22 protein-coding genes are annotated in these 20175 nt (G+C 59.3%); 9 read left to right on the forward strand and 13 right to left on the reverse strand.

Translation table 11 applies throughout. The features are described from left to right. Nucleotides 1-2 precede the first annotated feature (2 nt). The 3 genes from LPU83_RS58545 to LPU83_RS73165 all read left to right on the forward strand — a co-directional run bounded on the left by LPU83_RS58545 (nucleotide 3) and on the right by LPU83_RS73165 (nucleotide 1257). Nucleotides 3-731: an SIS domain-containing protein gene (locus LPU83_RS58545; protein WP_024313325.1), complete on the forward strand. Its 729-nt coding sequence runs from the start codon at nucleotides 3-5 to the stop codon at nucleotides 729-731. A 137-nt stretch (nucleotides 732-868) separates the two neighbouring features. Next, complete coding sequence (locus LPU83_RS73160; protein WP_167546214.1) at nucleotides 869-1015, forward strand: hypothetical protein; 147 nt, start codon at nucleotides 869-871, stop codon at nucleotides 1013-1015. An 89-nt stretch (nucleotides 1016-1104) separates the two neighbouring features. Further along, a complete protein-coding gene (locus tag LPU83_RS73165; RefSeq protein ID WP_167546215.1) occupies nucleotides 1105-1257 on the forward strand; it encodes a hypothetical protein in 153 nt (50 codons plus the stop codon). Here the strand turns inward: LPU83_RS73165 and phbB are convergent. Next, on the reverse strand, nucleotides 1254-1979 hold the full coding sequence (gene phbB, locus LPU83_RS58550) for a beta-ketoacyl-ACP reductase (RefSeq protein WP_024313324.1): 726 nt from the start codon (nucleotides 1977-1979) through the stop codon (nucleotides 1254-1256). The two genes, LPU83_RS73165 and phbB, sit on opposite strands and share 4 nt — an antisense overlap. Before the next feature lie 68 nt (nucleotides 1980-2047). Further along, nucleotides 2048-3229, reverse strand: coding sequence for an acetyl-CoA C-acetyltransferase (locus LPU83_RS58555; RefSeq protein ID WP_024313323.1), 1182 nt, complete (start codon nucleotides 3227-3229; stop codon nucleotides 2048-2050). A 235-nt stretch (nucleotides 3230-3464) separates the two neighbouring features. On the opposite strand from LPU83_RS58555, the gene phaR reads away from it, so the two are divergent. After that, nucleotides 3465-4037 carry a polyhydroxyalkanoate synthesis repressor PhaR gene (gene phaR, locus LPU83_RS58560; RefSeq protein ID WP_007528399.1) on the forward strand — a complete coding sequence of 191 codons (573 nt, stop codon included), beginning with the start codon at nucleotides 3465-3467 and terminating at the stop codon, nucleotides 4035-4037. Between the two features lie 3 nt (nucleotides 4038-4040). On the opposite strand, the gene LPU83_RS58565 is transcribed toward phaR, so the two are convergent. From LPU83_RS58565 to mtgA, 5 genes are all read right to left on the reverse strand, one after another. After that, a complete protein-coding gene (locus tag LPU83_RS58565; protein ID WP_024313322.1) occupies nucleotides 4041-4448 on the reverse strand; it encodes a hypothetical protein in 408 nt (135 codons plus the stop codon). 147 nt (nucleotides 4449-4595) lie between these two features. Continuing rightward, nucleotides 4596-4781, reverse strand: a complete 186-nt coding sequence (gene rpmF / locus LPU83_RS58570) for a 50S ribosomal protein L32 (protein WP_003543812.1) — start codon at nucleotides 4779-4781, stop codon at nucleotides 4596-4598. Nucleotides 4782-4937: 156 nt separating this feature from the next. Further along, on the reverse strand, nucleotides 4938-5585 hold the full coding sequence (locus LPU83_RS58575; RefSeq protein WP_024313321.1) for a glutathione S-transferase family protein: 648 nt from the start codon (nucleotides 5583-5585) through the stop codon (nucleotides 4938-4940). Between the two features lie 13 nt (nucleotides 5586-5598). Beyond that, nucleotides 5599-6318, reverse strand: coding sequence for a DUF1868 domain-containing protein (locus LPU83_RS58580; protein ID WP_024313320.1), 720 nt, complete (start codon nucleotides 6316-6318; stop codon nucleotides 5599-5601). A gap of 97 nt (nucleotides 6319-6415) precedes the next feature. Continuing rightward, nucleotides 6416-7162 carry a monofunctional biosynthetic peptidoglycan transglycosylase gene (mtgA, locus tag LPU83_RS58585; protein WP_024313319.1) on the reverse strand — a complete coding sequence of 249 codons (747 nt, stop codon included), beginning with the start codon at nucleotides 7160-7162 and terminating at the stop codon, nucleotides 6416-6418. 134 nt (nucleotides 7163-7296) lie between these two features. On the opposite strand from mtgA, the gene LPU83_RS58590 reads away from it, so the two are divergent. Both LPU83_RS58590 and LPU83_RS58595 read left to right on the forward strand, forming a co-directional pair. Then, entirely contained in the window at nucleotides 7297-8211 is a 915-nt protein-coding gene (locus LPU83_RS58590) for a polyprenyl synthetase family protein (protein WP_024313318.1), read from the forward strand. Between the two features lie 117 nt (nucleotides 8212-8328). Next, a complete protein-coding gene (locus LPU83_RS58595) occupies nucleotides 8329-8967 on the forward strand; it encodes a LysE family translocator (RefSeq protein WP_024313317.1) in 639 nt (212 codons plus the stop codon). Between the two features lie 17 nt (nucleotides 8968-8984). On the opposite strand, the gene ispG is transcribed toward LPU83_RS58595, so the two are convergent. From ispG to LPU83_RS58610, 3 genes are all read right to left on the reverse strand, one after another. Further along, nucleotides 8985-10235, reverse strand: a complete 1251-nt coding sequence (gene ispG, locus LPU83_RS58600) for a flavodoxin-dependent (E)-4-hydroxy-3-methylbut-2-enyl-diphosphate synthase (protein ID WP_024313316.1) — start codon at nucleotides 10233-10235, stop codon at nucleotides 8985-8987. Nucleotides 10236-10332: 97 nt separating this feature from the next. Then, a complete protein-coding gene (locus tag LPU83_RS58605) occupies nucleotides 10333-11526 on the reverse strand; it encodes an MFS transporter (protein WP_024313315.1) in 1194 nt (397 codons plus the stop codon). Between the two features lie 58 nt (nucleotides 11527-11584). Next, nucleotides 11585-12361 (reverse strand): DeoR/GlpR family DNA-binding transcription regulator, encoded by a 777-nt coding sequence (locus LPU83_RS58610; RefSeq protein WP_029709897.1) that lies wholly within the window; start codon nucleotides 12359-12361, stop codon nucleotides 11585-11587. A 246-nt stretch (nucleotides 12362-12607) separates the two neighbouring features. Between LPU83_RS58610 and LPU83_RS58615 the strand changes: the two genes are divergently transcribed. The 3 genes from LPU83_RS58615 to LPU83_RS58625 all read left to right on the forward strand — a co-directional run bounded on the left by LPU83_RS58615 (nucleotide 12608) and on the right by LPU83_RS58625 (nucleotide 14923). Continuing rightward, on the forward strand, nucleotides 12608-13381 hold the full coding sequence (locus LPU83_RS58615) for an amino acid ABC transporter substrate-binding protein (protein ID WP_024313313.1): 774 nt from the start codon (nucleotides 12608-12610) through the stop codon (nucleotides 13379-13381). 103 nt (nucleotides 13382-13484) lie between these two features. Beyond that, nucleotides 13485-14165: an amino acid ABC transporter permease gene (locus LPU83_RS58620; RefSeq protein ID WP_024313312.1), complete on the forward strand. Its 681-nt coding sequence runs from the start codon at nucleotides 13485-13487 to the stop codon at nucleotides 14163-14165. Continuing rightward, nucleotides 14162-14923, forward strand: a complete 762-nt coding sequence (locus tag LPU83_RS58625) for an amino acid ABC transporter ATP-binding protein (protein ID WP_024313311.1) — start codon at nucleotides 14162-14164, stop codon at nucleotides 14921-14923. Before LPU83_RS58620 ends, LPU83_RS58625 begins: the two co-directional genes overlap by 4 nt. 22 nt (nucleotides 14924-14945) lie before the next feature. Here LPU83_RS58625 and LPU83_RS58630 read toward each other — a convergent pair whose 3' ends face one another. The 3 genes from LPU83_RS58630 to LPU83_RS58640 form a co-directional block, all read right to left on the reverse strand. Then, the gene (locus LPU83_RS58630) at nucleotides 14946-15506 is read right to left on the reverse strand and encodes an NADPH-dependent FMN reductase (RefSeq protein WP_024313310.1); all 561 of its coding nucleotides are present in this window, start codon (nucleotides 15504-15506) and stop codon (nucleotides 14946-14948) included. A gap of 63 nt (nucleotides 15507-15569) precedes the next feature. After that, nucleotides 15570-19034 carry a pyruvate carboxylase gene (gene pyc / locus LPU83_RS58635; protein WP_024313309.1) on the reverse strand — a complete coding sequence of 1155 codons (3465 nt, stop codon included), beginning with the start codon at nucleotides 19032-19034 and terminating at the stop codon, nucleotides 15570-15572. A gap of 116 nt (nucleotides 19035-19150) precedes the next feature. Continuing rightward, nucleotides 19151-19891: a helix-turn-helix transcriptional regulator gene (locus tag LPU83_RS58640; protein ID WP_024313308.1), complete on the reverse strand. Its 741-nt coding sequence runs from the start codon at nucleotides 19889-19891 to the stop codon at nucleotides 19151-19153. Nucleotides 19892-20175: the final 284 nt, after the last annotated feature.

Consider the following 20175-nt stretch of genomic DNA (forward strand, 5'->3'; position numbering starts at 1 on the left):
TGATGACAGCGATCACCGATGCTTACTTCTCCAATCTGATTGGCCGACTCGAGACTTTGAAGACGGAGCTCGCTGAGCCCATGGCTTTGGCGGCCAATGCGATCCTAGAAGCCGCACGCAATGACAAGCGGGTCTATGTGTTCGGCACCGGACACTCACATATGCTGGCAGAAGAGGTGCACTATCGGGCAGGTGGCCTCGCTTTCACCGTTCCGATTCTCGTTGGCTCCGCGATGCTGCACGAGGGCGCGGTGATCAGCTCCGTCTATGAGCGGACAGAAGGATTGGTGCGGCCGGTGCTGGAACGCTACGGCATGCAGCCGGGCGATGTCATCATCATCGCATCGAACTCCGGCGTGAACGCAGCGCCGATCGAAGCCGCCGATTATGGCCGCGAGATCGGCGCCAAGGTGATCGCGATCACGTCTGTCTCCTATTCGAGTGCGGTCGCGAACGGCCGACGCCGCCTTGCGGACATCGCCGATGTCGTGTTGGACAACGGTCTTCCTCCCGGCGATGCAGTGATTGCGCTCCCAGGCACGGAGCTAAAAGTCGGCCCGGTTTCGACCGCAATCGGCGCGACGGTGCTCAACGCCATCTTCGCTGACGTCGCTTTGGAGCTGTCGAAAGGCGGCGACGCACCGATTTATCTCAGTGCCAATATGCCTGGCGCTGCCGCGGTGAATCAGCGACTGGTGACGAAATATCGGCCGCGCAATCCTCATCTCTAAGAGCGACCGATTGTCAACGCCACGCTGACAGTCGGTCGCCAAAGTTCAATCTACCGGGCTGTGAGGGCGAGGCGCATATTTCTTTCAAGAACAGCGGCGGAGGCTAAGCCCCGCCAGACTTTGAAAGGAACGGTCGCATGACTGAGATCATCTTGAATTCAGCGGTTGCCATCCTCATTGCGGCCGCCTTCGTAACCACAGCCACCGCCGCTCTTCGCGGCGAAGGCCGTGCAATGCAGAAGGTGCCGGTCAGGGCTAAAACAAAGCGCCACCCAAAGGGCTGAAAGACAGCCAAATAATTCCTCAAATCGGCCCCAATATCGACACCAGGTTGAACGACCAATGCGTCGTGGGGAATTTGGAGTGCAGGGCAATGACGAGAATTATCGGTGCGGCCGCAATGTTGACAATCGCCATGGCGGCCTATGCGGCATACTTGAATCCATACGATACGCGTAGCCAGCAAGGCCGCTATTCGCAGCAGATCGAGAGCCACGATAACGGCCTTACGGCGTCCATCCGCTAAACGAACAACTGACCGCCATTGGCGCTTAGCGTCGATCCGGTGATGAAACCTGCGTCGTCGGAAACCAGGAAGACGACACAGCGCGCCACCTCTTCCGGTTCGCCGAGACGGCCAACCGGAATCTGCGGAATGATCCGCTCGTTCAGCACTTTCTCCGGCACTGCAAGAACCATTTCCGTACCGATATAGCCTGGGCAGATCGCGTTCACGGTGATGTTCTTGGCAGCACCTTCCTGCGCAAGCGCCTTGGTGAAGCCGAGGTCTCCGGCCTTCGCAGCCGAATAGTTCGCCTGTCCCATCTGACCCTTTTGGCCGTTGATCGAGGAAATGTTGACGATCCGCCCGTAGCTTCGGTCGCGCATGCCGCCCCAGACCTGGTGTGTCATGTTGAAGAGACCGGTGAGGTTGGTGTTGACGACCTCGTGCCACTGCTGCGGTGTCATCTTGTGGAACATTGCGTCCCGGGTGATGCCGGCGTTATTGACAAGGACATCGATCACACCCAGTTCGGCCTCGACCTTCGCGATGCCTTCGCCGCATGACGCATAGTCGGAAACATCCCATTTGAAGACCGGAATGCCTGTGGCGCCGTGAAAGGCGCTCGCCTTTTCGTCGTTGCCAGCGTAGTTGGCGGCAACCGTATAGCCGGCATTCTTCAGCGCGAGAGAAATCGCGGCGCCAATGCCGCGGGTACCACCTGTGACAACAGCCACCCTGCTCATGTTCCGCTCCCTTATTTGAGGGCCCCGCTATGCTGCGGGGCTCAGGTTCTAGTTGGACTGCCTGCTATTCAAAGAGCTTCGAAACACATTGCGACGCCCATCCCGCCACCGATGCAGAGCGTCGCCAATCCCTTCTTCGCGCCACGGCGCTTCATCTCGAAAAGGAGCGTATTGAGCACCCGCGCGCCGGAAGCGCCGATTGGATGGCCGATCGCGATCGCACCACCGTTGACGTTGACAATCGAAGGATCCCAGCCGAGGTCCTTGTTGACCGCACAGGCCTGCGCGGCGAAGGCTTCGTTCGCTTCGACGAGATCGAGATCGCCGACAGACCAGCCCGCCTTCTCCAGCGCCTTGCGCGACGCCGGGATCGGGCCGGTTCCCATGAGCTGCGGATCAACGCCTGCTGTCGCCCAGGAGACAACGCGGACGAGCGGCTGGATGCCCCGACGGGAGGCTTCGGCCTCGGTCATCAGCACGGCTGCGGCGGCGCCATCGTTCAGGCCGGAGGCATTCGCTGCGGTAACCGTGCCGTCCTTGTCGAAAGCCGGGCGCAGTTTGGCCATCGAGTCCAACGTCGCGCCGTAGCGGATGTACTCGTCGGCATCAACCGTCACGTCGCCCTTTCGTGTCTGGATGACGAAGGGGATGATTTCATCGCTGAATCGGCCGGCCTTTTGCGCGGCTTCCGCCTTATTCTGCGACGCGACGGCAAATCGGTCCTGCTCCTCGCGGGAGAGCTGCCACTGGCGCGCGATGTTCTCGGCGGTGATGCCCATGTGATAGCCATAGAAGGCATCTGTCAGGCCGTCCTTGATCATGGTGTCGACCATCTTCATGTCGCCCATTTTCACGCCGCCTCGCAAATGCGCCGCATGCGGCGCCATCGACATCGACTCTTGGCCGCCCGCGACGATGATCTTTGCATCACCGAGCGCGATCTGCTGCATGCCGAGCGCGACGGCGCGAAGACCCGAGCCACAGAGCTGGTTGACGCCCCATGCGGTCGCTTCCTTGGGAACGCCGGCCTTCATGGCCGCCTGGCGGGCGGGGTTCTGGCCTTCGCCGGCCGGAAGAACCTGACCGAGAATGACTTCATCGACTTCGCCGGCCTCGACACCTGCACGCTCCAGCGCGCCCTTGACCGCAGCCGCACCCAGTTCATGGGCCGGAACGGTGGCGAAGGCGCCATTGAATGAGCCAACGGCAGTGCGACCTGCACTAGCGATGACGATGGATGAACTCGACATGACGATCTCCTCGTTAACTCCACCAGATACATCGAAACTGACAAAGCTTCATCGCCAAGTCAAACGACAAGACTCTACCATTGCATTTTAGGGATTGCTTACGCTGAGGCAAATTATCTCTGACTTAAAAGGGGTTGCCGCATCGCACAAAGAGATTGTCACTGGGCTTCGTTTGCGTCTACATTCCTCGGTGGAGGAATTTCCATAACAATCAGACGGGCTTCGGGAGACTGATATGGCGAAGAATGACGGGCAGATCGTAATCAAGAAATACGCCAATCGCCGCCTCTATAACACAGGCACCAGCACTTACGTGACGTTGGAAGACCTGGCGGAGATGGTGAAGAAGGGTGAGGATTTTACAGTCCAGGATGCAAAGAGCGGCGACGACATTACCCACTCGGTACTGACGCAAATCATTTTCGAACAGGAATCCAAGACGGGCAACACGCTCCTGCCGATCTCGTTCCTCCGCCAGCTGATTACCTACTACGGCGACCAGATGCAGATGGTCGTTCCGAGCTTCCTGGAACATTCCATGCGCGCCTTTACCGAACAGCAGGCGCAGATGCGCGAGCAGGTCACGCGCGCTTTCGGCGAAACGCCTATCGGCAAGAACCTGCAACTACCGATGCAGATGGTCGAAGACCAGGTCCGTCGCAATACCGAGATGTTCCAGCAAGCGATGCAGATGTTCTCGCCGTTCATGACACCGCCGGCTAAGGAGAGCCGCAAGGCGGAGGCAAAAGACATCGACGAGCTGAAAGAACAGCTGCGCGCGCTTCAGAACAAACTCGACAATCTATGAGCTTCAGAGCCCGATCGAAACATCGCGCCCGGCGGTGCGAATAGATACGGCAAAGCCGCCAATCACATCGATCAACGCAATCGTCATCAGGATGAAGAAAACCTGGGTGGCTGCATCTTGGACGAGAAGAAACTCGACCAGGAAGGCTATGAAGACGAGCATTGACAGCATGTGATTGGCCAGGCTGCCGCCAGCATTGCGCGTCGCCCTCAGTATTTCGAAGAATAGCACCGCAAGTGCGATGACGATGAAAAGATCGCCAAGCGACATGCTCCACATGGCTCCCGAAATCATCGACAAAACGATGACGTCGTTTTGCAACGAGGGAAGCCCGCCGCCGCCCATCAAGCCCAGCATCGACATATTGTAAAGAATGAATGGAATAATCATCAGCGGCACAGCATTGAACATCTGGCATATCTCCCCTCAGCGAGAGAATAGTGCCGTAAACAGCCGCATCACTTCAAGGCATCAAAAGAATGTATTTTTCGCGGGAAAAAGCAAAAGGCCGGCACAGGGCCGACCTCGCAAATCCTACTCAGGCAGAACGCAAATGTATTATGCGCTTTCCTTCGGCGTCAGAACCTGACGGCCGCGATACATACCGGTCTTCAGATCGATATGGTGGGGGCGGCGCAGTTCGCCGGAGTTCTTGTCTTCAACGTAGGTCGGAGCCTTCAGTGCGTCTGCAGAGCGGCGCATACCGCGCTTGGACGGGCTCGTTTTTCTCTTCGGTACAGCCATTTTTCTTACTCCACTTCACGGGCAAACACATCCAACGGCCAGACTGGCGGCCGAAACGACGGATCGCGATTTCGGAAATTTTTCGCGCTTATACATGCCTTGGGGGAGCTTGACCAGTCCCCAAGCTTATTTTTTGAGATTCACGCGATTCAGAGGTCAGACCTCGTCTTCCTCGACGATCCAGGCCTCGGCCCGCGCCGCCTCTTCCCACTTCTTCCAGGCCGGATGCCCCTTGACGGCGGCGATATAGCTCAGAGTATCGCTGGCAGAGACCAGGTCGTAGACGTCGAAGCGGTTGACAACAGGCGCGAACATCGCATCGGCGCCGGAAAAATCGCCAAAAAGGAACGGTCCGCCGGAGTGAGCGCGCAGGTCACGCCAGATCGTCTCGATGCGGGCGACGTCGGCCATGACGCCGTCAGCGAGCGCGATCTTGCCCTTCCTCCGCCGGATATTCATCGGACAAGCGTTGCGCAAGGCCCTGAAACCCGAAAGCATCTCCATGGAAACAGCGCGCGCCACCGCTCTCTTGTCGCGCTCCTTTGGCCAGATCCCGGCTTCCGGGAAAAGCTCGGCAACATACTCGATGATCGCCAGCGACTGCCAGACACGAACGTCGCTGTGCTGGAGCACCGGCACCTGACCCGTTGGCGAGAACTCCTTGAAGTGCAGATTGCCGGCCGCGAAATCGAAAGGGACAAGCACTTCCTCGAAAGGAACACCCGCGGCCGTCATGGCGATCCATGGCCGAAACGACCACGACGAATAGTTCTTGTTGCCGATATAGAGCGTCAGCTTGTCCAATAGGGTCTTCTTTTTAGGCTGCGGGCGCGAGCACAAGCCGCTCCTCGAAATGGTTCATATCGTCGAAAGTGCAGAAGGCCGGCGGCTTCAATCTTATCACGGGAGCGTTTTCGCGCAGCGCCGCGAGCGTGCTGTCGATCATCGCCTGCCATTCCGGGAGCGCTGCTTCCGGCAGTCGAATGATTGGATAGCAGAATGTGATGTGGAACGCATAGGCATCATGGTCCGGGTGCCGGTAGCGAAAGACATGCGCAAGAGCGTCCCGCCATTCCTTCATGGTTTGCCGATCTGCGACCGTAGCACCGTTGACTGTAAGCCCCACCGGCGTCACTTCGGTAACTTCAACATCGAAGGGGCCGAGCGGGTCGAAGGATTGCAATCGATCCAGATACATTTCGCTCATGTGCTCGATCGCAGTATCAAGCGCTACATCCTGCGGCCAGTAGGGCAACCTGCGGCGATACTCGATAATGCCCTGAAAAAGCGTCATGTGCAGACTGGAGATCGGAGTGAAGGCGAACCGAGATGCTTCCGGCGTCTCTAGAAAGCGCCGGCGCGCTTCAATGATCATCTGCTGCGCTGGCGATCCCTCGATCAGATGGCACACGACGGTATTGCCCGGCTCGCGCAGAAACGTGCCGGTTGCGTCGTAGCGCGTCCCGAAATGACTTGGCGGAGTAGGGTTATGGGTGGCGGAATAAGTCAGAAGTGCGGGCGAAAAGGCAGAAATCATTGCTGGTAGTCTAGTCGTTAGTGGCGGGATTTCCGTCCATACTTTTAAAGCACGAATGCCAGATGACACTCATGAACACCAACGACTTATTGCGATCTCAATCATAAATGCATCTGATGTAATCGCCCGACCCTCGCGCGCGCCGCTCGATGAGGCTGGCGAGCCGTCGCAATCCCCGCCCGGGCTTGCCGGCATTGCGATCAAAGGGGTTGGGAAGCGCCACGGCGAGAAGGGCAGCCTGCCGGCTGGTCAACTTCGATGCCGGCACTTTGAAATGGTGGCGCGCGGCAGCCTCGATGCCATAGATCCCGGGCCCCCATTCGGCAATGTTGAGGTAGATTTCCATCAGCCGTCGCTTTGACCAGATAACGTCTGCCGTCACAGCCAATGGCAGCTCCAGCGCCTTGCGAACGAAGGAACGGCTATTCCACAAAAACAGGTTCTTTGCCGTCTGCATCGGGATCGTGCTGCCGCCACGGGTGGAGTGACCGCTTAGCGTATCCTCCAAGAGCATGCGCATCTCACCCCAATCGACGCCACCATGGAAGCAGTACTGTCCGTCTTCGGACATCATTACCGACTGAACAAGAACCGGTGAGATATTATCGATTGAGACCCATTGCCGGTCGTAACCGCGCAGCAGCACCAGATCGCGAAGCATGAGCGTGGAAACCGGGTGGATGAAGGGCAGCAGGTAAAGGACGATCAAGACGTACGGAAGGATGACGAGCGCCGCCAGCGCGACAACGATGCGCATGATCACAGGGCGACCTTTAAGCCAAAGAAACACGTGCCTGTGAAACGGCACGGTAATGCGATCCTCTGTCTCCGGCGTTATGTCCAATTCCCCGACCCAGTCTCTTGCCCTTCTCCTCCATACCGTTTGCGAACTGGCATTGCCAGAGACAAAGGAAATCTTCGCCGCACCATCGACAATTCCGTTGCAAGCAGAAGGCGGCTCATGCCAAACAGCGCGCCATGGACGCAAGCTCTGAAACATTCGAAGCCAGACTGGCCGCCACCGCGCGCGAGGTCGAGGCTGTGCTCGACATCCTGCTGTCACCGGCTGCGCTGAACGACGAAATCGCTCGGCCGGAGAGCCTGTGTTCGGCGATGCACTATGCCGTCCTGAACGGCGGCAAGCGACTGCGGCCTTTCCTTGTTGCGGAAACGGCATCATTGCTCGGCGGCAACAGGAGCACGGCGCTGAGGGTGGGAGCGGCACTCGAATGCGTGCACTGTTATTCGCTCGTTCACGATGATTTGCCGGCGATGGACGATGACGACCTGCGCCGAGGCAAGCCGACGGTGCACATCGCATACGACGAAGCGACTGCCATTCTCGCTGGGGACAGCCTGCTGACCTATGCCTTTGACATCATCGCAGCGCCTGAAACGAGCTTGCCGGACACAGCCAAAGTGGCGTTGACGCTGGCCCTTGCGCGCGCCGCCGGAATTGGAGGCATGGCAGGCGGCCAGGCTCTCGACCTTGCTGCCGAAAAGCAGGTCCCGGACGAACAAGGCATCGTTACGCTGCAAGCCATGAAGACAGGCGCACTTATCCGCTTCGCCTGCGAGGCAGGCGCCATCATCGCCGGTGCGTCGGCAGAGGATCGCGCGCGATTGCGCCAGTTCGGCGAGAGGATCGGCCTCGCCTTCCAGCTCGCCGACGACATTCTTGATCTCACCTCCGATGCCGCCACAATGGGCAAGGCGACAGGCAAGGATGCCGGTCGCGGAAAAGGCACGCTGGTGGCACTGCATGGTATCGCATGGGCGGAAACCAAGCTTGCCGAGCATGTGCGCGAAGCCGAAGCATTGCTGTCTACCTACGCCGAGCGCAGCATCATTCTCGCCGAAGCTGCTCGCTTCATTGCGGGACGCAAGAACTGAAAAAGCGTCACCGGGACAATATTTCCGCCACCACACGAGACACAGTCTCTTGTCGATCGCCGGGAACCGCGCCTAAGAAACGAGGCCAAGATCCACCGACCGAATAAGAGACGTAAGATGCACGAGATCCTGACCTACCTACCGCAGATCCTGCCTGCCTACGTCGCTTATTTGATCGCCGTCATCAGCCCCGGCCCGGCAATCATGGCAATCGTGTCGACGTCGATGACGCATGGCCGGAAGGCAGGCATGACCATCTCGCTCGGCATCTTTGCGGGCTCGTTCACCTGGGCTTGTGCTGCCGCTCTTGGCCTGGCAACCATCCTCCAGACCTACGCCATCGCGCTCGAGATCCTGAAGATTTTCGGCGGCATCTATCTGCTATATCTCGCCTACAAGGCCTTCAAGGCCGTACGCGCCAACGATGGCCTGCCGCAGGCTGTCGTGCAAAAGAGCCTTACGGCGCGCGCCCTGCTGCTGCGCGGCTACGGCATTCACGTTACCAATCCGAAGGCCATCTTTGCGTGGCTGGCGATCATAGCGCTCGGCATGCCGCAGGGCGCCCGAGCATCCGTCGTCGGCCTCATCATCGGCGTCTGCATGGCAACAGGTTTTACCATCTTCATGGGCTACGCAGTATTGTTCTCGACACCGCACGCACTGAAGATTTACCGCAGCCTGCGCCGCTGGATCGAAGGGGCTATGGCCGCCTTCTACTGTGTTGCGGGGCTGAAGCTTCTGGCCAGCCGAATCTGAGTGTTTTCGACCGCGCCTTATTCCGCGGCCGTCTTCTGCCCAAATCGCTTTTCGATGTAGTCGGCGACAAGCGCCTCGAAGTCGGAAGCGATGTTCGGTCCGCGTAGCGTCAATGCCTTGCTGCCATCGATGAACACAGGCGCAGCCGGCGTTTCACCGGTGCCAGGCAATGAAATGCCGATGTCAGCGTGCTTGCTTTCACCCGGCCCGTTGACGATGCAGCCCATGACCGCAACGTTTAGCGCTTCGACGCCCGGATATTTCTCGCGCCAGACCGGCATGTTCTTGCGGATGTCGTTCTGGATGTTCTGCGCCAATTCCTGGAAAACGGTCGAGGTCGTGCGCCCGCAGCCGGGACAAGCGGCAACGACAGGGATAAACTGGCGGAAGCCCATCACCTGCAGCAGCTCTTGGGCGACCTGTACTTCGCGCGTCCTGTCGCCATTCGGCTCCGGCGTCAACGACACGCGGATGGTATCGCCGATCCCCTGTTGCAGCACATAACCCATGGCAGCCGATGAGGCGACAATCCCCTTGCTGCCCATGCCGGCCTCGGTAAGACCGAGATGCAACGCATGATCAGAGCGTTCGGAGAGCATCGAATAGACGGCGATCAGATCCTGTACCTGGCTAACCTTGGCCGACAGGATGATGCGGTTGCGCGGCAGACCTATCTCTTCGGCAAGATTGGCCGAAATCAACGCGGACTGCACGATCGCTTCGCGAGTCACTTGGCGCGCCGATAGCGGTGAGCCAGCTTCCGCGTTCCGATCCATCAGCGTCGTGAGTAGCTCCTGATCGAGCGAACCCCAGTTGACGCCGATGCGCACCGGCTTGTCGTAGCGGATCGCCATCTCAATGATGTCGCCGAACTGCTTGTCCTTCTTGTCCTTGAAGCCGACATTGCCCGGGTTGATACGGTATTTCGCCAACGCCTCGGCACAGGCCGGATGATCGGCAAGAAGCTTGTGGCCAATGTAGTGAAAATCGCCGAGGAGCGGCACGTCCATGCCAAGCCGCAACAGCCGCTCGCGAATCTTGGGAACCGCAGCCGCACTTTCGTCGCGATCCACGGTGATCCGGACAAGCTCCGAACCCGCCTTGAAGAGAGCCGCCACCTGCGTGACGGTCGCGTCGACATCCGCCGTATCGGTATTCGTCATCGACTGGACGACAACGGGCGCGCCGCCGCCCACGATGACGCCGCCAACATCGACGGCGACGGATGCGCGGCGCGGTTTCGGATCAAAATCTGCAGAAGAAGACATATAGAGTTCTTGAACCCCTGAAATTCGTGTCTTTCAGGTGGATCATGCCCGCTTTGTTGTCAACCGCCCCGCACATCACTTTTGCTTGGAACCTGCTTCAGTGCCCGCCGCCCGATATGCCGTCAGCATAGCGCGCCAGATTGGAAAACAGCAATACGACCACCAAGAGCACCGGCAGTGCCATGAACACGACGGTGAAGCCAATATGCTCGGCCACGAAGCCGATTGCCGACGGCGCGACCAGCATGCCGGAATAACCCATGGTGGTGACGACAGAGAGCCCGATCCCGGCTTTCAGACCTGGAATGTTGCCGGCGGCGGAAAAGGCGATCGGCACCATATTGGAAATGCCGATGCCACACAGGGCAAAGCCGACGATCGCCGTTTCGGCATCGGGCGCAAAGGCTGCAAGCAACATGCCGGCGATGGCAAAAAGCGTGCAGATGCGCAACGTTTTCACTCCACCCAGGCGATCACGAACGAGATCCCCCGCAAATCGCATGATGGCCATCGTCAGCGAAAACGCCGCAAAGCCAAAGCCGGAAAGGGCAATCGAGGCATCCAGCTCCTGCCGAAGATACAGAGCGCCCCAATCGAGCACTGCGCCTTCCGGAACCATTGAAAACAACGCCATGAGGCCGAGTAGCCAAGGAAGCGGTACAAGCGGCAGCCGCGCCTTCTCTTTCCTCTCGTCAGGATGCGGCGGATCGGCAAGGATCATCGGCCAGGCGACGCCCAGGAAGATTGCCGCAAGCAATGTTGCCAACTCGGCATGCCCGAGCACGCCGAGCTTGGCGATCAGCAGGCCACCGAGGCCCGAACCGATCAAGCCGCCCAGGCTCCAGAAGGCATGGCAGGACGACATGATCGCGCGCCGCATCGATTTCTCGACGGCGACGGCATTGGCATTCATCGCAACATCCATTGCGCCGATGAAGCCACCGAACAGAAAGAGCGAAACCGCTCCCGTAGCAATATTGGGCGCCAGAGTGAGCGCCAGAAGGATCGGCAGCAGGCAAAAGGCGGCCGCTTGCACGACGAGCCGCGAGCCATGGCGTGCAATTTGCGCGCCGGCAATCGGCATCATTGTCAGTGAGCCCAGACCGAAGACCAGGATCATGAGTCCAAGCTGGAACTTGCTCAGCTGCAGGCGTTCAGCAAACTCCGGGATCTTTGGCGCCCAGCAGCCGACAAGGAAACCGTTCATCAGGAAGAGCAGCGAAACGGCCGCTCTATTCTTCGTTACAAAACCGGTTCTGACGGCCGACGCCATTTTCGTCTGAGTATCCATCTCTTCTTCCGATATCCCACGAGCATCCGGCTTAAGGCCGATTGCCGCTTTGAATGAATTACGCCGCCTCGCCAGCGACAATCGTTCTGCACCCACGGTCGCGATATTGCGCAAGCACGTCAGGCTCGACATCGCGCTCGACAACCAGGCATTCGCAATGGGCCACCGGCAGCACCGCATGAGGCGCCGCCGTCCCGAATTTTTCTGACGTGGCGGCAACCATAACCTTCCGGCTCCTTGACGTCGCAAAGCGCTTGAATTCGGCGTCCTCGAAACCGAATGTGGTCACTCCCGCAGCCAGGTCGATGCCGCAAGCTCCAAGAATACAGAGATCCGGCGACAGGGATTCCATATCGCGCATCGCCTTGGCGCCCAGCGCGCCGCCAACCTGTCGATCGATCATCCCGCCAATGAGGATGACACTGATCGCAGGTTTCTCGATCAGCGCCGCGGCGATTGCGGGTGCGTTTGTCGCCGCGGTCAGCGTCATGTCCGGAGGTAGCGCGGCCGCAATGGCAAGGTTAGTGCTTCCCGCATCGAAGAAAACCATTGAACCAGGCGTAATCTGTGACACTGCAGCCAGCGCCAGCGCGCGTTTCCGATCACTTGCAACACCCATGCGATGCTTCATGCTGCCACCAGCCGAAGAAACCGGCAACGCGCCCCGGTATACACGTTCGCAAAGGCCCGCAGCCGCCATCTCGCGAAGGTCACGGCGTACCGTATCCTCGGACACGCCGAACTCTACCGCCAGTGTGGCAGCCAGAACGCGCCCATCGGTTTGCAGCTTGCGGGAAATGGCGCTTTGCCGCTCTTGCATCAGAAGTTCGTTCATGTTCGTGCCGGTTCTGTCGATCTCGCCCTCAATTGTGTATAAATACGCATAAACAAGTATGATCGCGCACGCAAGACCCGTCACTGACACGTTTCCTCGCAGCCTGAAACAAGCCGCGCCAAACTCGCCATAAATGAGAAAAATATTCGCACGTGCCCATTTTCTTTGCAGTTTTCTACGCTTCCCCTCACATGCTTTTCTGCGATTTTCGAAACATCGAACACACCGGGTGAATTGGATACAAAAATGAACCTTCTGAAGACCATCGCCGCCGCAGCGCTCATTCAGGCCGCCGCGCTTCTTCCTGCCGTTGCCGGCGAAAACCTCGCCGCCATCAAATCATCAGGCGTCTTCAAGATCGGCACCGAGGGAACCTACGCTCCGTTCACCTATCATGACGACAGCAGCAAGCTCGTCGGCTTCGACGTGGAGATCGGCGAAGCGGTTGCTGCCAAGCTTGGCGTCAAGGCAGAATTCGTCGAAGGCAAATGGGACGGGCTGATCGCCGGTCTCGATGCGAAGCGCTACGACACCGTCATCAACCAGGTCGGTATTACCGAGGCGCGCAAGCAGAAATACGACTTCTCCGAGCCGTATATTGCGTCAAAGGCCGTCCTCATCGTCCGCGATGGCGACGACAGCATTAAGGGCTTTGCAGACCTCAAGGGCAAGAAGTCGGCTCAGTCGCTGACCAGCAACTTCGGCAAGCTCGCCGAGCAGTCCGGCGCCGAACTCGTCGGCACCGATGGCTTCGACCAATCGATCCAACTCGTAATAACCAAGCGCGCAGACGCGACGATCAACGACAGCCTTTCCTTCCTCGACTTCAAAAAGCACAAGCCGGAAGCTCCGGTGAAGATCGTCGCCCAGCAGGAAAATGCCGACTATTCCGGTATCATCATCCGCAAGAGCGAGCCGGAACTGCTGGAAGCAATCAACAAGGCGCTTGCCGACATCAAGGCTGACGGCACCTACAAAAAGATCTCCGACAAATACTTCGGCCAGGACGTTTCGAAGTAAGTCATACCGCCGGCGGCTTGCTGCCGCCGCCACATCCTTTATATGTGCCTGAAAAGCGTTCAGCGAAATCTCGCTGGACGCATCTTTCTTTGGGGATTGCACCGTGCCGAACTGGCTTCAATTGATGGCGGATTCGCTCGGACCGCTCCTCTGGGCCGGCCTGATCTTCACGATCCCGCTGACACTCCTTTCCTTTGCGTTCGGCCTGATCCTCGGGCTGATCACCGCAATCGGGCGGCTCTTCGGACCAGCGCCGGTTGCCGCGATCGCCCGCTTCTATGTCTGGGCTATCAGAGGCACGCCGCTTCTGGTGCAGCTTTTCGTGATCTTCTATGGACTGCCGAGCATCGGCATCCTGCTCGATGCCTTTCCGGCAGCACTGATCGGCTTCACCCTCAACATCGGCGCCTACAGCTCCGAGATCATCCGCGCCGTCATCTCCTCCGTACCGAAGGGGCAGTGGGAAGCGGCCTACTCGATCGGCATGAGCTGGCGTCAGGCAATGAGCCGCACGATCCTGCCGCAGGCCGGGCGCGTTGCGGTGCCGCCACTTTCCAACACGTTCATTTCGCTGGTGAAGGATACCTCGCTTGCAGCCGCCATTACGGTCCCGGAGCTGTTCCAGGCTGCGCAGCGCATCGTCGCGACCACTTACGAGCCGCTGATCCTCTACATCGAGGCTGCATTGATATACCTTGCATTGAGCTCCGTCCTATCAGCGCTGCAGGTCCGCCTCGAGCGTCGCTTTGCGCGCTACGGCGGTATGCTGGAGGCAAACGCATGATCGAGCTTTCCCACATCGAAAAGCGCTTCGGCGACGCCGTCATCTTGAAAGATATCAGCATCCGCATTCCGGAAGGTAGCGTTACGGCCCTCGTCGGCCCGTCAGGTGGTGGCAAGAGCACGCTGCTGCGCTGCATCAACCTGCTCGAAATCCCGACAGCAGGCATGATCCGCCTCGGCGAGGAGAAGCTGAGCTTTGCGCCGGGCCAGAAGACCGGCTGGCAGGCGATCCAGAAGATCCGCCGGCAGACCGGCATGGTATTCCAGAACTTCCAGCTCTTTCCGCATCAGACAACCATCGAGAATGTGATGGAAGGGCTCGTCACGGTTCTGAGGTGGCCGAAGGAGAAGGCACGGGAGCGGGCAATGGAATTGCTGACGAAGGTCGGAATGGCGCACAAGGCCGATGCCTGGCCCTCGACGCTCTCGGGTGGTCAGCAACAGCGTGTTGCAATCGCCCGCGCGCTTGCCCCGTCTCCGCGCGTTCTTCTCTGCGATGAACCGACATCGGCGCTCGACCCCGAACTCTCCGCCGAAGTCGTCGACGTTCTCGGTCGTCTCGCCCGCGAAGGCACAACCATGGTGATGGCGACGCATGACCTGCGCCTCGCCTCCAAGATCGCCAACGACGTGGTCTTCCTCGAGGCCGGCAGCGTGGTGGAGACGGGAAGCGCAAGGAACATCTTCACGGCGCCGGAGCGCGAGCGCACCAAGCGCTTCATCTCGACGATCAACGCCGCCCATACCTACGACATATAGGCATGCGCGGCGACAGGATCCTTTAGACCGCGCGCGCCGCCTTCAGCGCCTTGCCCCACCAGATAAGCTGGTCGATTTGGTTCTTGGCGGCCTCGACGAGATGCGCGTAGTCGTTCAAGCTCTTTGCCTCCTTGGCGACCGAGAGATATTCCGGGAAAGATATGTGAACGCCCGTCTTCACGGAAACGGCGCTCATTTCCACGAAAATCAGCCGCAGCTGCTCGACTGCGCGGGCGCCCCCGACACCGCCATAGCCGACGAAAGCGACTGGCTTATGCACGAACTCCCCTAGATCGATCGCATTCTTGAGAACTGCGGTCGGGCCGTGGTTGTACTCGGCGGCTGTGAAGATATAGCCGTCGAACGCGCGCAGCTTCTTCTTCCAGCGCTCCGCCGTTTCGTTTTCAGCCGAGCTCGCGCTCGCCTGCCCGAGGAAAGACATCGGGTAATCCAACAGATCGAGAACTTCAACCTCGAGTTCGGGGCGGCTTACGGCAATTTCGGCAATCCAATTGGCGGGGTGCTCCGCAAAGCGGCCGATTCGTGTGCTTCCGACGATAACGGCAATCTTGAGCTTACTCATATCAACCCTTTCATGAAAAAAAGGCGGCCCCGAAGGCCGCCCCTCGGTCATTCTAAATGTTGGTCAGCCGGCGTAGCTGACCAACAGATCCTTGGCATCGATCTGATCGCCGGCCTTGACGAGCACTTCCGCGATCGTGCCGTCCTTCTCGGCATGAATTGCCGTTTCCATCTTCATGGCCTCGATGGAAACCAGCACGTCGCCGGCATTGACCGCCTGGCCCGGTGAGACGAAGACGCGCGAGATGACGCCCGGCATCGGCGCACCGACATGCGCGGCATTGCCCGGCTCCGCCTTGCGGCGGGCGGCAGCGCCGGTCGCGCCATGCGCACGATCCGGAACCTTGATGCGGCGTGGCTGTCCGTTCAGTTCGAAGAACACCGTGACCATACCCTGGCTGTCCGTGCCGCTCATCGCCTGGTTGACGATGACCAGCGTCTTGCCCTTCTCGATGTCGGCAAACAGTTCCTCGCCATCAGCAAGGCCGTAGAAATAGGCAGGCGTCGGCAGCACCGAGACCGGACCGTAGGTGTCGGAGGCCAGTGCAAAGTCGGTGAAGACCTTCGGATACATCAGATAGGAGGCGAATTCATAGTCGCTGACCTCGCGCTCCAGCTTGGTCTCGATCGTCTTGCGCTCGGCATTAAGATCGGCATCCTCGAGCAGCGAGCCAGGGCGGACCGTATAGGGCGCCTCACCCTTCAACGCCTTCTTCTGCAGCGCTGCCGGCCAGCCCGACGGCGGCTGGCCGAGGTCGCCCTTGAGCATCGAAACGACCGATTCCGGGAAGGAGACCTCCTTGTCGGCGCTGACGACGTCGGCAACGGTCAGGTCCTGCGACACCATCATCAACGCCATGTCGCCGACGACCTTGGAGGACGGCGTCACCTTGACGATGTCGCCGAACATCTGGTTGGCGTCGGCATAGGCCTGCGCCACTTCGTGCCAGCGGGCTTCCAGGCCAAGCGAGCGGGCCTGCTCCTTGAGGTTGGTGAACTGGCCGCCTGGCATTTCGTGCAGATAGACTTCCGATGCCGGCCCCTTGAGGTCGCTTTCGAAGGCAGCGTACTGGTGACGGACCGCTTCCCAATAGAACGAGATGCGGCGGATCCATTCCGGATCGAGGCCGGGATCGCGTTCGGAGCCGCGCAGCGCCTCAACGATCGAGCCGAGGCAAGGCTGCGAGGTATTGCCGGATAGTGCGTCCATTGCCGCATCGACAGCATCGACGCCGGCGTCCACGGCCGAGAGAACCGTCGCCGCGGCAATGCCCGAGGTGTCGTGCGTGTGGAAATGGATCGGCAGGCTGGTCGCGTCGCGCAGCGCCTTGAACAGGACCTTGGCGGCAGCCGGCTTTAAGAGACCGGCCATATCCTTGAGGGCGATGATATGCGCACCGGCCTTTTCGAGCTCAACGGCGAGATCGGTGTAGTACTTGAGATCGTACTTCGGGCGCGCAGAGTTCAGGATGTCGCCGGTGTAGCAGATCGTGGCTTCGCAGAGCTTGTTCTCTTCGGCGACCGCATCCATCGAGACGCGCATGTTGTCGACCCAGTTCAAGCAGTCGAAGACTCGGAAAAGATCGATGCCGCCCGCTGCGGCCTGCCGGACGAAGTATTTGACGACGTTATCAGGGTAGTTCTTATAGCCGACGCCGTTCGCCCCGCGCAGCAGCATCTGCAAGAGCAGGTTGGGGGCAGCCTCGCGCACGAGCGACAGCCGTTCCCACGGATCTTCCGTCAGGAAGCGCATCGACACATCGAAGGTCGCACCACCCCAGCATTCGAGTGACAAGAGGTTTGGCAGGGCATGCGCGTAGGTGCCGGCGATACGGGCGATATCGTAGGTGCGCATGCGGGTCGCAAGCAGCGACTGATGGCCATCGCGCATCGTCGTATCGGTCATCAGGATGCGCTTTTCGTTGCGCATCCATTCGCCGAACTTCTTCGGGCCGAGCTTGTCGAGACGCTGCTTCGTGCCGTCGGGAATACCGTTGCCGTTGGTATAGGGCACGATCGGCTCGGCGATATCTGCCGATGGCTTCGGGCGATCCTTGGCTTCCGGATGACCGTTGACCGTCACATCGGCGAGGTAGGTCAGAAGCTTGGTTGCGCGGTCCTGTCGCTTGACCTGCTGGAAGAGCTCCGGCGTCGAGTCGATGAAGCGCGTGGTGTAGCTGTTATCCCTAAACTTTGGATGCGTGATGATGGCTTCCAGGAAGGTCAGGTTGGTGGCCACGCCGCGGATGCGGAATTCGCGCAGCGCCCGGTCCATGCGGGCGATCGCCTCCGACGGGTTCGGTGCCCAGGCCGTGACCTTGACCAGCAGCGGATCATAGTAGCGCGTGATGATCGCACCGGAATAGGAGGTGCCGCCATCGAGGCGGATGCCGAAGCCGGACGCCGAACGATAAGCGGTGATACGGCCGTAATCCGGAATGAAGTTGTGCTCCGGGTCTTCGGTGGTGATGCGGCACTGCAGGGCATGGCCGTTGAGGCGAATGTCCTTCTGCTGCGGCACGCCCGATTCCGGCGTCCCGATCGCAAAGCCATCGAGAATATGAATCTGCGCCTTGACGATGTCGATGCCGGTAACGACTTCAGTGACCGTATGCTCGACCTGGATGCGCGGATTGACTTCGATGAAGTAGAACTTGCCGGTATCGACATCCATCAGGTACTCAACGGTGCCGGCACCGACGTAGTTGGTGGCGCCCGCAATCTTCAACGAATAGGCCGCCAGTTCCTGGCGCTGCGCCTCGCTCAGATAGGGGGCCGGCGCACGCTCGACGACCTTCTGGTTGCGGCGCTGGATCGAGCAGTCGCGCTCGAAGAGGTGCACGACGTTGCCATGCGTATCGCCAAGGATCTGGCTTTCGACATGGCGCGCACGCTCGACGAGCTTTTCCAGATAGACCTCGTCCTTGCCGAAGGCAGCCATTGCCTCGCGCTTGGCTTCCGTCACCTCGCGCGCAAGATCGGCCTCCGAGCGAATGACGCGCATGCCACGTCCGCCACCGCCCCAGGAGGCCTTCAGCATCACGGGGTAGCCAATCGCGGCGGCCATGCGGGCGACTTCGGCCATATCATCCGGCAGCGGTTCCGTTGCCGGCACGACAGGCACGCCGACGGAGATCGCCAGATTGCGCGCCGCGACCTTGTTGCCGAGTTGGCGCATGGTATCGGCCGTCGGGCCGATGAAGGTGATACTGGCATTGTTGCAGGCATCGACGAATTCCGGGCTCTCAGACAGCAAGCCGTAGCCCGGATGGATCGCGTCGGCACCGGAAAGCTTGGCGACGCGGATCACCTCATCGATCGACAGATAGCTCTCGATCGGCCCGAGATCACGGGCGAGATGCGGCCCGCGGCCGACCTGATAGCTCTCGTCGGCCTTGAACCTGTGCAGCGCCAGCTTGTCTTCTTCCGCCCATATCGCGACCGTTTTTATCCCGAGCTCGTTGGCCGCGCGAAACACGCGGATGGCAATTTCCGAACGGTTGGCGACAAGTATCTTGGAAATGGGCAATGCAGTCTCCTCACGGCATCGAAACGGGCAATGCTGCACCCGCGAAGAGAAGTCTTAACGCGCTGTCACGGAAAGTTCAATTTCTTGAACCGCCCCAAAATAGAATTTCTCTAAGACTAGGTGATGAGCCCATGCCGGAAGGCGACAGCAACTGCATGCTGCCTATTTTTGGCTTTCAGCTTGTCTTGCAGGCCATTCATGTACCAGTCGACAGTGTGGTTTGAAATCGTGAGGCGTTTGCCGATCTCCACCGACGTCATGCCTTCCGCAAGGTATTGAAGTATTTCCATCTCGCGGCGCGTCAAGCGCGTGTCGATGCCTGAGACGTCTTCAAGTGTCTGCGCCTCCCCCTTCAGATCAAGCAGACGCCAGAACGCCTTTCGGGCAACGGCATCAAAAAGGGAGATCTCGACAGGAGACAGGTCCACCGGCGTTCCGCCGACGCTCATGTTGCCGAGGATGCCGTTTCGGCCGTGGATGGGGAAAATGTAGCCATCCTTCAGGCCATGGCTATGTGCGTCCGCCATCATTTGCTCCATACGGCGGTGGTGCGGATCCTTGCGGAAAGCCGCCAGACTGTCCTTCCAACGAAATGGTCTTTGCGCATATGCGAGATAGCGTATCGTCGGATCGGTCAGAACGTATTTCTTCGAAATATAGATCTGTGGCCATTTCTCTGGCCAATGGCCGGCCAACATAAGACTGATTGGATCTTCAGTCGCTTTCAGATGTCGCAAAAGACCGTAATACTGGAAGCCGTAGGAGCGGATGATATGCTCCAGTTCGCCGACGACTCGCTCGGGCCTCCGACACTCTTCCAGAACGACAAGCAATTGAATTAATGAATGAATATTCACAGAAATGCCCCTACCCCAATTGGGCTCCGTGCCGAATGGTCACGACTAATGGACGTGCCTGGTTTGGGCGCCCTTCGACGCAATCAAAATGTCAATCTATGGTGTGCCAACGCGGCCTCGCAGCGCAAGTGAAAATTGCGAAAATCACGATACGCCCCAAAAAATTTCGGAGCGGTCCCTGGAATGGATCACTGCGGGCGCTGCAGGCGCAAAAGAATCCGGCCACCGGTGCCTGCCTGAACGCTCTGTTAATCGCTGGTTCAGGTACCTTTTTGTAGCGTTGC

This window comes from Rhizobium favelukesii, from assembly GCF_000577275.2.
Lineage (GTDB): Bacteria > Pseudomonadota > Alphaproteobacteria > Rhizobiales > Rhizobiaceae > Rhizobium > Rhizobium favelukesii.